The organism is Arthrobacter sp. B0316-5-4, from assembly GCF_059090325.1.
In genome coordinates, this window is the sequence record NZ_JBNHFN010000005.1 from 26546 (window position 1) to 39052 (window position 12507).

12 protein-coding genes are annotated in these 12507 nt (G+C 67.4%); 2 read left to right on the plus strand and 10 right to left on the minus strand.

The window, feature by feature from the left end; all coding sequences use genetic code 11:
- Nucleotide 1: 1 nt before the first annotated feature.
- Entirely contained in the window at nucleotides 2–1036 is a 1035-nt protein-coding gene (locus AC5RU9_RS15640) for an NAD-dependent epimerase/dehydratase family protein (protein ID WP_494017163.1), read from the minus strand.
- 11 nt (nucleotides 1037–1047) lie between these two features.
- The gene (gene rfaE2 / locus AC5RU9_RS15645; RefSeq protein ID WP_494017164.1) at nucleotides 1048–2568 is read right to left on the minus strand and encodes a D-glycero-beta-D-manno-heptose 1-phosphate adenylyltransferase; all 1521 of its coding nucleotides are present in this window, start codon (nucleotides 2566–2568) and stop codon (nucleotides 1048–1050) included.
- Nucleotides 2569–2698: 130 nt separating this feature from the next.
- Between rfaE2 and AC5RU9_RS15650 the strand changes: the two genes are divergently transcribed.
- Nucleotides 2699–3862, plus strand: coding sequence for a glycosyltransferase family 9 protein (locus AC5RU9_RS15650; RefSeq protein ID WP_494017165.1), 1164 nt, complete (start codon nucleotides 2699–2701; stop codon nucleotides 3860–3862).
- Here the strand turns inward: AC5RU9_RS15650 and AC5RU9_RS15655 are convergent.
- Genes AC5RU9_RS15655 through AC5RU9_RS15685 form a run of 7 tightly spaced genes read right to left on the minus strand, consistent with a single transcriptional unit; the run spans nucleotide 3831 to nucleotide 10604 of the window.
- Nucleotides 3831–4526, minus strand: a complete 696-nt coding sequence (locus AC5RU9_RS15655; RefSeq protein ID WP_494017166.1) for an SDR family oxidoreductase — start codon at nucleotides 4524–4526, stop codon at nucleotides 3831–3833. The two genes, AC5RU9_RS15650 and AC5RU9_RS15655, sit on opposite strands and share 32 nt — an antisense overlap.
- A 32-nt stretch (nucleotides 4527–4558) precedes the next feature.
- On the minus strand, nucleotides 4559–5959 hold the full coding sequence (locus AC5RU9_RS15660) for a PfkB family carbohydrate kinase (protein WP_494017167.1): 1401 nt from the start codon (nucleotides 5957–5959) through the stop codon (nucleotides 4559–4561).
- Entirely contained in the window at nucleotides 5956–6636 is a 681-nt protein-coding gene (locus AC5RU9_RS15665; RefSeq protein ID WP_494017168.1) for a D-sedoheptulose-7-phosphate isomerase, read from the minus strand. Before AC5RU9_RS15665 ends, AC5RU9_RS15660 begins: the two co-directional genes overlap by 4 nt.
- Nucleotides 6633–7901 carry a glycosyltransferase gene (locus AC5RU9_RS15670; RefSeq protein WP_494017169.1) on the minus strand — a complete coding sequence of 423 codons (1269 nt, stop codon included), beginning with the start codon at nucleotides 7899–7901 and terminating at the stop codon, nucleotides 6633–6635. The genes AC5RU9_RS15665 and AC5RU9_RS15670 overlap by 4 nt, the downstream gene beginning before the upstream one ends.
- A complete protein-coding gene (locus AC5RU9_RS15675) occupies nucleotides 7898–8959 on the minus strand; it encodes a glycosyltransferase (RefSeq protein WP_494017170.1) in 1062 nt (353 codons plus the stop codon). The genes AC5RU9_RS15670 and AC5RU9_RS15675 overlap by 4 nt, the downstream gene beginning before the upstream one ends.
- Entirely contained in the window at nucleotides 8956–10044 is a 1089-nt protein-coding gene (locus tag AC5RU9_RS15680) for a glycosyltransferase family 9 protein (RefSeq protein ID WP_494017171.1), read from the minus strand. The genes AC5RU9_RS15675 and AC5RU9_RS15680 overlap by 4 nt, the downstream gene beginning before the upstream one ends.
- The gene (locus AC5RU9_RS15685; RefSeq protein ID WP_494017172.1) at nucleotides 10041–10604 is read right to left on the minus strand and encodes a D-glycero-alpha-D-manno-heptose-1,7-bisphosphate 7-phosphatase; all 564 of its coding nucleotides are present in this window, start codon (nucleotides 10602–10604) and stop codon (nucleotides 10041–10043) included. The genes AC5RU9_RS15680 and AC5RU9_RS15685 overlap by 4 nt, the downstream gene beginning before the upstream one ends.
- A gap of 86 nt (nucleotides 10605–10690) precedes the next feature.
- Here AC5RU9_RS15685 and AC5RU9_RS15690 point away from each other — a divergent pair, with 86 nt between their 5' ends.
- Nucleotides 10691–11641 carry a glycosyltransferase family 9 protein gene (locus tag AC5RU9_RS15690; protein WP_494017173.1) on the plus strand — a complete coding sequence of 317 codons (951 nt, stop codon included), beginning with the start codon at nucleotides 10691–10693 and terminating at the stop codon, nucleotides 11639–11641.
- A 15-nt stretch (nucleotides 11642–11656) separates the two neighbouring features.
- Here the strand turns inward: AC5RU9_RS15690 and AC5RU9_RS15695 are convergent, their stop codons facing one another.
- Nucleotides 11657–12430 carry a sigma-70 family RNA polymerase sigma factor gene (locus AC5RU9_RS15695; protein WP_211710416.1) on the minus strand — a complete coding sequence of 258 codons (774 nt, stop codon included), beginning with the start codon at nucleotides 12428–12430 and terminating at the stop codon, nucleotides 11657–11659.
- Nucleotides 12431–12507 lie beyond the last annotated feature (77 nt).

Below are 12507 nucleotides of genomic sequence, written 5' to 3' on the forward strand. Positions count from 1 at the left end.
GCTAGCGGGGCTTGAGCGGCGGTGATGCTTTCCGGCCCTTCCCCGTCCCCAGCCCGTCCAGCATTTCGGCCAGGGATTCCAGCGATGAATGCTTCGGCGACCAACCCAGCAGCCTGCGTGCGCGTCCCGTGTCCATGATGGGCGCGTTGGCGGCCATGTCTACCCAGCCGCCGTCGGTCGCCTGGAGGCGGAGCCGCCAACTGACCTCGACGACGGCGCGCAGCACCGGAAGCGGGAATGGCAGCAGCCGTCGGGTATTGAAGGTCCATGCCAGGGCATTGGGGTCGATGACAGGCTCGGCCGCTATGTTGAAAGCGCCCTCCGCCTTGCGCTCGAGGACGCGCCAGTAGGCGTCGGCGACGTCGGACGCGTGCACCGCCTGGAACACCATCTCCTTGGGCAGGGCGAGCAGCGGGAACCACGGCTTAGGCGGCACCAGCCGGGGCAGGAGGCGGCCCAGGAAGTACCGCCCCACCTCACTCCCGGCTCCTGCGCTGAACGTCAATGCCGGACGAAGCCGCGCCACTACAATGTCCGGGTTGTCCTTCGCGAAATCGTCCAGGAGCCGCTCCTGCGCGGCCTTATCCACGCTGTAGTGCGACTTCGGGATCCCGGCTGCGGGCCAGCCTTCCTGGGTTCGCTGGTCCTTCGGCGCGGGGGAATACGCACCCACCGAGGACGCACACACGATGTGCCGAACCCCGGCTTTCCGTGCCGCAGCCAAGACATTGGCCGTTCCTGCCACGTTGGTTTGCCGGAGCATTTCCCGGTGGTGGTTCGGCTGGATCAACCAGGCAAGGTGCACCACGGCATCCGCCCCGGACAACGCGGCCTCCAAGGCCGGCTGGTCCACCTTGGCGCCGATGTCCAAGGTGCGCCAGTCCACGCCCCGGTAGGGGGCGACGTCCTGGTCGGGGTGGCGGCGGACCACGCCTACCAGTTCAAGGTCGGCGCCTTCCTCTGAGCGGGCCGCCTGAAGCCGCTTCAGGACCTCCGTCCCGACGTGTCCGGTGGCTCCAGTGATCACAATGCGCATGGCGGAATTCCTCAGGGTTGCGGGTTGTCGCCCGTCGAGCGGATACGTTCCAGTACGGCCGTGGTGGAATGCTCGGGCACGTAGTCCAGGATGGTCACGGTGCCGCCGCAGCGTTCCACAGCCACGGTTTCTGCCAACATTTCCGGCGTGTAGTCGCCGCCTTTGGCATAGACGTCAGGCCGGAGAAGCTCGATCAACGGTATGGGTGTTGGAGTGTCGAAGACCGTTACGTGGTCCACGCAACTGAGGGCAGCAATCACGGCGGCCCGGTCGGCCTCGTGGTTGACGGGCCGGTCCGGTCCCTTGAGCTGCCGCACCGACGAGTCACTGTTCAGGGCCACCACCAGAACATCACCCAGTTGCTTGGCCTGGTTGAGGTAGCGGGTGTGGCCGCGGTGCAGGACGTCGAAGCATCCGTTGGTCAGCACTATCCTGCGGCCCTCACGGCGGTGCTCTTCGACCTGCCGCGCCAACTCCGCTGCGGTCAGTGCCGTATCCGCGAACCCACTCAGGTGCCGCGTCAGTTCCTCGGTAGTGCACACCGACGTGCCTGGTCGGTGAACCACGACGTCGGCAGCGGCCTGGGCGAGGTCGACGCTGGTGGTCAGCGGCAGGCCGGCAGCGCGGGCCAGGGTCAAGGCAGCCACGAAGGTATCGCCCGCGCCAGAGGCCTGCTTCTCGGCTTGCGGACGGGCCCAGGTGCGGTGGGTGGCTACCTCGCCGGTGTCGGTGCTGGACTTCAACGTCAGCGTTCCTTCCCGGTCCAGCGTTACGACGACGGCGGCCGCACCGGAGGCGCGGACGAGCTGCTCCGCGTGGGCCTCCACGAAGGGGCAGCGCGCGGCACCTCCCGGGAATTCGACGCCAAGCAAGCGTGAGGCTTCCTGCGCGTTCGGGGTGGCGAGATCGGGCTTCAACTGTGACCAGCCGCCGGGATCGTGGGCATCAACCACCACCAGCCTGTCCTTGCGCTTCGCGGGAGCCAGGAGGTCGAGGAGTGCCGAGCGGACGGGCCCTCCCAGGGCACCCGTACCGTAATCGCACAGCACCACCGCAGCAGCGCCCTCAATGGCTTCCGGTACGAACGCGGCCATCACTTCGAGTCCCTCAGCCGGCAACTCAGTGGCTGCGTCATCCAGGCGCAGCATCACTTGTCCCCCGCTGCTGACCCTGTATTTGGTGGTGGTGACCATCCCCGGATGGGATACGACGTGGGAGACGTCCACGCCGGCGTCCTCGAGCCGTTCAAGGAGCTGCAGGCCCGCGGAGTCTTCGCCCACAACGGAGACGAACCGTACATCCGCTCCCATCGCAGCCAGGTTCATGGCTGTGTTGGCTGCCCCTCCGGGCGCGAAGTCGCGGCGCTGCACTTGGACCACGGGGGCAGGCGCTTCGCGGCAGAACCGCTCAATAATTCCATCCCACCAGCCGTCCAGGATGGAATCGCCGATGACCGTCACAACAGGACGTTCCTCGGCCAAGCGACCTGGCAACCAGTCGGCCAAGCCTTCTTGATTGGATAGGCGTGCCATGGGGTACCTTCCGGTTGGCGGCATGTTCCTGTTCCCGACAGGTACCCCGCGGTGCGCGCTTCACACGCCGGGCCGGGCAGTTTCCGCCAGTGAAAAGCCGTTGAAGAGCCATTGGAGAAGGGAAGCGACCATGGACGTTCCTGCTGGCCCCGGCATAGGTCCCGTACTGGAAAAGTTCGGCGGCGTGAAACGGATCGCAGTCCTCAGGGGTGGCGGTTTGGGAGACCTGATCTACACCTACCCGGCTCTGCATGCCTTGAAGGTCGCCTACCCGGATGCCACCATCACGCTCTTGGGAACGCCCGTCCATGCGGCAGTGGCGGAAGCAACCATGGGGCCTGTCGACGACGTCGTGATGTTGCCCGTGGCGCGCGGCGTCCACGATGGCCCCCGCAACGGCGAGCGTTTCGACGACGACGCTGAGGACGTTGCTGCCCAGCAGGAATTCTTCGAGGCGATGCGCGCGGAAGCGTTTGACCTGGCCGTCCAGATGCACGGAGGTGGACGATTTTCCAATCCCTTCCTCCTCAAGCTGGGGGCGCGGCACACCGTGGGAACGCGCACCAAGGATGCCCGGCCTTTGGAACGGAACCTCGACTACGTCTATTACCAGAACGAACCGGACCGGTGGCTGGAAGTGGCGGGCCTCGCCGGGGCACCCACTGTGGTGTCGCCGCCGCTGCGGCCACGCGCTGACCACCGGCAGGACGTTGCCGGCCTGCGGGACCAAACCCGGAATTCCTTGGTGGTCATCCACCCGGGTGCCACCGATCCCCGACGTCGTTGGCCGGCGTCGAACTTTGCCGAGGCGGCTGCCTCCTTGGCGGCCGAAGGTGCGCAGGTGCTGGTGGTGGGCGATCGATCCGAGAAGGCCTTGGCCCAGGAAGTAGCGGAGTTGGCGGTTCGCCAACTCCCAGCCACGGACCGGCAGGCGGTGCGATCAGTCGCGGGCGAATTGGACATCGGCGGGTTGGCGGCACTCCTGGCCGAAGCCACCGTGATGCTTGCCAGCGACAGCGGGCCCCGGCATTTGGCGCAGGCCGTTGGCACCGCTACAGTCGGCATCTATTGGGTGGGCAATGCGTTCAATGCCGCACCGCGTGGACGAAGCGTGCACCGCGTCCACATGTCCTGGGTGACTCACTGCCCACGCTGCGGGTCCGATGTGACGCAGGTGGGTTGGACCGCTCCGCACTGCGGCCACGACGACACCCTGATCAAGGGCATCGCCGTGGCCGACGTTGTTCAGGACGTGCTGGACCTTACGGCCACGAGCCTTCTTCTGCGGGGGTGATGAGGAGTTCGCGCACCTCGCTGCCGAACGGCTGGGAGAGGGCGAACACCACGGCCTGGGCCACATTGGCGGGGTCGTTGAGTTTGGAGTCGTCCTGCGGCTTGTACTGCTCGTCGCGGTCGTCGAAGAAGTGGGTCTTCATGCCGCCCGGGATGATGGTGGTGACGCCGATGACTCCTCCGGTCTCCGCTGCGAGGGCACGGCTGAAACCGATCACGCCGAACTTCGAGGCGCAGTAGGCGGTGGCGTCCGGCAGGGCGCGGAGACCCAGCGTGGACGCGATGGTGATTGCGCGGCCGCGGGATCCCTTGAGGTATGGGAGCGCGGCGCGGATCACGGAGACCGTGCCGAGGAGGTTCACTCCAATGACCTTCTCCCACTCCTCCGCGGGAACGTCGCCGAGCTTTCCGCAGCGGTCGATCCCGGCCGCGGTGACCACCGCGTCCAGGCCGCCCAGGCTGTCCGCGGCTTCCTTGACGGCAGCTTCCACTGCTTCGCGGTTGGAAACGTCCACTTCCAGGGCCTTGGCACCCGAGACGTTGCTGACGTCCCGGTCGAAGACGAACGGCGTACCGCCGGCGTCCCGGATGGCTTCCACGATTGCTGCTCCAAGGCCGGAGCCGCCTCCAGTGACGATGACGCGGCCAGGTGATTGCGTGTTCATGCGGTTCCTTTCGTTGATTTCCAACTCGTCGGTCAGCTGACTTTGGCCAGTGCTGCAGCCAGGCCGCTGGTGGAGCGTGCCGGGTGGAAGGGCACTGTGACGCATCGCCCTCCCCAGCCCGCAACGAGGCGGGCTTCCGGCAGTTCATCGGGTTCGTAATCCCCGCCCTTGACCCAGATATCGGGCCGGATCCCGGTGAGGCAGGCCTCGGGAGTGTCCTCGTCGAAGATCACCACGGCGTCGACGCATTCGAGTGCCAGGAGCAGCTCCGCACGGTCCTCGACGCTGACAATGGGGCGGTGTGCGCCCTTGAGCCGCCTGACGGATTCGTCAGAGTTGAGGCACACCACCAGGCAATCGCCCATGCTGCGTGCCGCTGCCAGGGTTCGGGCGTGGCCGGCGTGGAGGAGGTCGAAGCAACCCCCGGTTGCCACCACCGTTCCGCCTGCGTCGCGGATGGTTTGGGCGAGTTGGACGCCGTCGTGGATGTGGCTTTGAGCGCGGATGGGTTCACGGTTATTAAGTTCGACGGCGGGACTCACCGCCGGTGCTTCCGGCAGCGCCGCCGCGCCGCCCCTGGCGAGGAAGGCCGAAGCATCCTCCACGGCCCTCGCTGCGGCTTCGGGCAGTTCAAGCCCAAGGCCCAGGTACACGGCCAGGCTCCCTGCGAGCCGGTCCCCGGCGCCGCACGGATCGCTCACGGACGTCCTGGGCGCGGGAATGGCCACTGTTCCGCCGGATACTTCGAACAAGACCGCCCCGTCCTCGCCCCTGGTGACCAACACGGCGTCGCTCTGCCACTTTTCCCTCAGGTGTTGGGCGGCTTCCCCGGCACCGGTCCGGGCTGGGTCGAGTCCGCCCGCTTTGGCGGAGGCTAGGGCTTCGGCCAGGTTGGGGGTCACGACGGCGACTCCGGGCACGGGTTCGGAACCGGCAGGATGCGGGTCCCACACCACCGGGGTGCGGCCAACAACCTCGGCCAGGGTGGCGCGGATCGCTGTGTTGGCGGTGATTCCGCGGCCATAGTCGGCCACGACCACAGCCTCGGCGGAGGTGATCGCCGCAAGCATCGCAGGAGTGCTGGACGGAACGGGCCCCGGTGCGCACCCTTCGTCGAACCGGACCATCGGGTGGGTCCCGATCCGTACGCGGGTCTTGGTGGGGGTTGGGGCGAGCGGGTCGCCGGCGAGCACCGACACACCGGCCAGTGCGCGCCTGAGGTGGCTTGCGCCGTCGTCGTCCGATAGTGCGGTAACCAGCGTGACGTCGTGGCCGTCCTGGGCAAGGACGGTGGCCACCAGGCCGGCTCCACCTGCTCGGCGGCGGATGCCTGCGACGTCCACCACGGGCACCGGGGCGTCAGGGCTGAGGCGGGTGGCGGCGCCGTTGATATCCACGTCGAGGAGGACGTCGCCCACCACCGTGATCCTCATGGCTGCCCGCCGGCGTAAGGGCCGGTCCGTCGTGCCACCTCGGCGTCGAAGGCGCGGCAGACGGCGTGGACCGCGATGAGGTGGCCTTCCTGGGCGTTGGCGGCGATGGCGTCCACGGTGATGGCTTGGTCGCAGGCGTCGGCCAGTGGGTTGGGGCCGGATCCAGTGAGGGCCCAGGTGGTGATGCCGCGTTCGCGGGCAGCGCGAACCGCTTTGAGCAGGTTGGGGCTGCGGCCACTGGTGGACAGGAGAACCAGGATGTCACCCGCGCGGCCGTGGGCCCTGACCTGGCGGGCGAACACTTCCTCGTAGCCGTAGTCGTTGGAGAGCGCGGTAACGGCGGAGGACTCCGCGTGGAGTGAGATGGCCGAGAAGGGGGCCCGTTCGTCGTCGAACCTGCCCACAAGCTCAGCTGTGAGGTGCTGCGCTTCGGCTGCCGATCCGCCGTTGCCCGCAGCCAGTAGCCGCTGCCCCGACAGCAGCCGGTTGGCGAGTTCAGTCCCCCACTCGCACAACCGTCCGGATTGCGAGCGCAGGGACTCGAGCGCGGGCAGGACGTTGTCCAGGTGCGTTGTCACAGCCTTCTGGTGGGTGGGCCCGTTGGTGTCGGGAGTCCACCGGGGCAGGGCGGTGGGGGGCAGTGTTGCTTCGCTGGCCACATGGCTGTTGATGGTCACAGTGCCGTTCCTTCCAGTGATTCCACTCCATCGCCTGCTTGCCGGGAGAGGCCGGCAGCCAGGACGGATCGGTAGGCTTTCTCGGTGTCCGCGGCGATCCTGTCCCAGGTGTAGCGCGAGCGGGCACGGCGTGCGCCGGCTCGGCCCATTTCGGCCCGCAGGGCGGGATCGGCGAGTAGCTTCCCCACCGCCTCGGCTATCGCTTCCGGGTCCCGAGGCGGGACGTGCAGGCCCGTTTTCTGGTCGACGACGGTCTCCCGGAGTCCGCCCACGGCGGCCGCCACTACGGGCACCCCGCAGGCCATGGCCTCGAGCGGCACGATCCCGAACGGCTCATACCAGGGGGTGCACACCACGGCGTCGGCGCTGCGGAAAATGCCCGGCATCGCATCCCTGGGAACCTGTCCGCGCAGGGTCACCTTGTCTTCGACGCCGAGTTCCTTGGCCAGGGCATGAAGGCGCTGCGCTTCGGGGTCTTCCTCAAGGGTGAGCGCGTCACCGGAACCGCCCACAATCAGCAACTCCACATCGTTGAAGCCTGCGTCCGCCAGGAGCGGGAGCGCGCGGATGATCAGGTCCACCCCTTTGCGTTGCACGAGGCGTCCCACGCTCAGGATCCGATGCGTGCGCGAGGTGGGTTCGGCGTCGGACGTTCCGGGGAACAGCGTCAGGTCCACACCGCAGGGGGCAATGGAGATTTTGGATCGGCTGATGCCCAGGGCCTTGAGTTCGAAGACTTCATCGGGGCAGGTGGCGATGACCCAATCTGCGGTGCGGCCCACCCACGGCTCCAACCAGGCCCGGGCGGGTGGGCTGGTGTCCGCGGAGCCCTGGTGGCGGCGCTTGACCGAACCAAGGGCGTGGAAGGTCTGGACCACGGACACGGGGTCGGCGGCTCCGGCACGTTTGGAGGCCTGGATCGCTGCCAGCCCGGACATCCAGAAATGCGCGTGCACAACATCCGGGAGGTCCTCGCCCCAGTCCGCGCAGATCCCGTCCGCCAACTCGCCCATGAACGGCAGGAGATCGTCTTTGGGGATGTGCCGGGCCGGACCCGCGTCGATGTGCACCACAGTCAGTCCTGGGCCCACCTGCACCTTTGCCGGCAGATCGGGGTCGTCGCGCCGCGTGTAGACCGTGACTTGGTGGCCGCGCCCGGCCAGGCTGGAAGAGAGCGCCGCTACGTGGACGTTCTGTCCACCGGCGTCGACGCCTCCCAGGGCGGCCAGCGGACTGGCGTGTTCGGAGACCATGGAGATTTTCATGGGTGCATCCTCTCGGTGTCATGGCTGGCCTGGGTGTGGTGGCTGACGGGTGCATGCCCGGATTGCGGGCGGTGTCCATGCTTGGCGGGGAGATCGGCGAGGAGCTCGTCCCAGGCCCGGAGGAATTTGCCCAAGCCGTACCGTTCTAGTGCTGCCTGCCGGGCCCTCATGCCGATCGCGTAGGCGTCATCGGGATCGTCCAGGAGGCGCCGCGCGAACCTTTGGAGATCGTCGACGTCGTTGGACACCAGGCCGGTACCGTGCGGGACTGCCCGGGCTGCTTCGGTAGTGGCGAGCGCAACGACAGGCATGCCAAGGTGCATCGCCTCCAACAGGGCAAGTCCCAGCGAGGTCCAGCGCAGCGGGTGCAGGTAGAGACGGCATCTGGCCAGTTCCCGGTGGAGACGGACGGCTGGAACGTCGCCCGCGATCCGGAGTCGATCCCCGCCCAGGCCGTGGCTGCCGAGGTCCAAAGCCGACGGCAGAGCTTCCGTGCCCATCCCGAACACCCGCAAGGGTCCGACCCGGGCGAATCCGGGAAGCAAGTCCGTCCCGGTGACCCGTCCACGCCGGACGGGCTCGTTGACCACCACGCCCAGCTCCTCCTGAACACCGGTGTAGAGGTGCCCTGGATCCGGAATCCCGTGCTCGATCACGGCCGTGGGGGCCGAGCCCGTATCCCAGAAGAGCTGGTTGAAATGGGTCACGTGGACCACCGGGATGCTGCCCTGGTCGGCAAGCGGATGGAGCGAAAAAGGGACATCGCCCTTGGGGGTGTTGTGTTCCAGATAGACCGCCGGAACGTCCACTCCGGGGCGGCGGCCCAAGGCCTTGGCGACTGTCGCGATTTCCTCCGGCCGTTGCAGGACCACGGCGTCCACACTGTCCGGATCCAGCGTGGCCAGGTCTACTTCCTGGGCGGTGAGCGGCCAGTCACGTCCACCGCGCCCCAAACCCCACGGGCCGCCGTCGGGCAGTGTGGGCAGGAGGTATTCGTGCCGGCCCCGGACGAACGCTTCCATCCATCCGCCATGGACGTGCCACACCAGGATCCTCATGGTTTCCAGACCTTCCGTCGGGTGGAGAGCGAGGACACGCCGCCCAGCAACCGTTCGACAGCCTCCAGGACCTGCTCCGGGGTGACCGAGCTCAAGCACGGATGCCCCGGCACGGGACAGGTCCGGGCCCTGGTGTTCTTGCACGCCGCTTCCTGGTCGCCCAGCAACTCCATGGGAACGCCGTACGGCGCCCAGCGGATGGCCGGAACCACCGGCGCGAACAGGCAGACCACAGGGGTTCCCACCGCGGCGGCCAGATGGGCGGGGCCGGTATTGCCGGTAACAACGACGGCGGCGCCCGCGAGTACCGTTGCGAGCGTGCGCAGGTTGGTTCCGCCCCCAAGGTTCCTGGCCGAAGGACCCGCAACCGTTGCCGTGAGCGATGTTTCGCCGGGCCCCCCGGTGACCACTACCCGGTGCCCGTAAGCTTCCAGGAGTTCCACGGTTGCTGCGTTGTGCAGGGCAGGCCAGGCCCGGGCAGGGGCCGTCGCGCCGGGGTGGACCACGATGTACGGGCCTTCGTCGGCCAGTTCCTGGGCCACGTCGTCCGGGTCCGGGTTGGGCGTGATGCGCAGTTTGCCGTCGTCGCCGTTGGGCAGGACATACCCTCCGGCGTCCGCGAGCGCCAGGGCCCGGACTGCTTCGGGCTGGTCTTCGGGGAAGTCCTCGCCTGGTTTGAGCCGGACGTCCAGCAGCGAACCGGCGTAGTCCGTGGAAGCCCCCGTGATCTTTCCGACCCCGGCCAACCGGAGCAACAACGCCAGTGGCAGCGGCGATTGGTGGAAAGACGTGAGGATCAGGGCTTCCTCAATGCGGGAACTGCGGACGAACTCGATCAGGGTGTTGGTCATGTCTTCCGTGGCCGGGGGCGCAGGATTCACGATCCATGGGCAGGCCCACGTGTGTACCTGGGTCACGCCGGGCAGCATCTCGGCCGCGCTTGCGCCTTCAGGTCCGCAGAGCAGGACCACATCATTGGGGCGGCTACCATCGGGCCGGCTTCCGTTCGCCACAGCGCGCAGGGCAGGTCCGGAGAGGAGGACATCGCCCATGCTGTCCAGCCGGGCCACCAGGACCCGGCTCATGCAGGAGCATCCTCTCTGGACGTGGCTGAACGTTCCCCTTGGAGAAGCAGTTCAACCGCGTGGGCCAGGTCCCCTGCGACAACCGCGGCGGCATCGATCTCCGCCTGGAGGGTCACGGACGTTGGCACCAGCACGGCGCGCGCGCCAGCCGCCGTCGCCGCGTCCATATCGGCGCCGATATCACCCACGTAGGCTGCCTCCGACGGTTCTATGCCCAGATCGAAGCACGCAGCGAGGATCATCCCGGGGGCGGGCTTACGGCACGGACAGCCGTCCTCGGGCCCGTGCGGGCAAATCTGCCACACATCGAACGGGCCCAGGAGTTGCTCCACCCGCTGGTTGACTGCGTCCACCTGGGCACGTCCCACCAGTCCACGGGCAATGCCCGACTGGTTGCTCACAACGCCCGTAGCCAGTCCTTCCCGGCGCACTCTTTCGAGGGCCGATCGGGCACTTTCCATGGGCCGCACCAGCTGCGGGTCGCCGTTGTATGGCACGTCAACGACGAGCGTTCCATCGCGGTCAAACAGGACCGCCTTCAACGTTCCGGTTCCTCCCATACCCGCAACGTTCCCCAGTTCTCCGGACGCTAAACAGTGCGGCCGTGAGAAGTTTCATGGGGCTAGACTCCTAGCGGGAGGCCTCCATGGACACTGTCGATAGCACCGAACAACCCTTGCTGCTCGCCCTGCGCGCCCTGAAGCTTGGCGACCTCCTGGTCGCGGTTCCGGCACTTCGGGGACTACGGCGGGCGTTCCCCGAACACCGGATCCTGTACGCCGCGCCGGCCTGGATCGCTGAAGCTTTGGAACTGGTTGGGGGCATCCACCATCTGCCGACACCGGGCCTCGACGATCCGCTGACGGTCCCCCGCGGCGCGGTCGACATCGCGGTCAACCTGCACGGAAACGGGGCGGAGAGCCGCCTGCGGATCGACGAGCTGCAGGCCAAGCGGGTGATTGCCCATGAGTCGCCCGGGCTTGCCGGACCTCCCTGGTCCACCGGCTTGCCCGAGCGGGAGCGGTGGACCAGGCTGCTGACCTGGCACGGGATCGATGCCGATCCCCTGGACTTCCGGCTGAACCGCCCCGCCGTTCCCTCGCCTAGTCCCGGTGCCACAGTGATCCACGTGGGCGCGGCTTACGGCAGCAGGTTGTGGCCGGTGGAGCGGTTCGCCGACGTCGCAGTGGAACTCGCTGCGGAAGGGCACCGGATTGTCCTGACGGGCGGCGCGTCGGAGCGGGGGCGCGCCGAGGAGACGGCCGCCCTGGCCAAGCTCAAGGGAGCAAACCTCGACGACGGCCTGCTGGCCGGGCGGCAGGGTCTCGCCGAGTTTGCGGCCACCATCGCTGAGGCGCGGCTGGTGGTCTCAGCTGACACTGGCGCTGCACATCTGGCGTCCGCCTATGAGCGGCCGTCCGTCGTTTTGTTTGGTCCCGCACCCGCCGAGGAATGGGGTCCGCCGCCGGGCCCGCACGTGGTGCTTACCGCCGTCGAACTTCGCCGCGGCGACGTCTTCTCAGCCGACCCCGACCCCGCACTCCTCGCGGTGAGCGTGCGCGATGTCCTGGACGCCGTGGAGCGCCTGGGCTGCTAGCTCATGGTGGTTTGGCTAAGGGGCGGTTCCGTCCTGAAGCTGGGCTTCGTCGTCCAGCAGTCTGGTTTGGAGCGAGACGAGGATCTTGGAAAGCTTGCGTGAAACCTGCATCTGCGACATTCCCAGGGCCTCGGCGATCGTGGACTGCGTCTCCTCGCGGTAGTAGCGCCTGTACAGCAGGTGGCGGTCCTCCGCACTCAGCCCCCGAATGGCGTTCCGGAGAGCCAGCACGTCCTCCAAGCGGTCAGTGGGGCAGCCAAAAGCGGACAGGGAACCCTGCAAGCCTTCACGGCCCTCTGATGCGGGAGCGTCCAGGGAATCCGGGCGCTTGCTGGTGCCCGCCATCAGCGCTTCACGCACTTGGCAGGGTTCCAGCCGGAGGTCCTCTGCGACTTCCTCCGGGGAGGGGGTCCGTTGCAGCACCTGGGTCATTTCCTCCGTCCGGGCCAGCACCTGGCGCCGAACGTCCTGGATGGTGCGGGGCGGCCTGACAACCCAGCAATGGTCACGGAGGTACCGCTTGACCTCACCGGCAATGGTGGGGGCAGCATAGGCAGGAAAACTGACGCCCTTGGACTCGTCATAGCCGCGGGAGGCCTTGATGAGGCCCATGTAGGCGACCTGCCTGACGTCGTCCAGGTCGTGGGTATGGGCGGAATACCGGGCCGCAATGGATTTGGCCAGATTGAGGTGGTCCAGGACCAGGCTGTCCTGAAAGCTTTGGCGGATGCTTCCTTCAGGTGCAGCCGGAGGCCTGGTACTGACATCGAAAGGTCGGGTTTGACGCATGGGCTTCAATCCTTTGACCGGATAAGGGGAGAGCCCACGGCAAGACTCCTTAAAAAGAGAAGCACACTTACTATTAG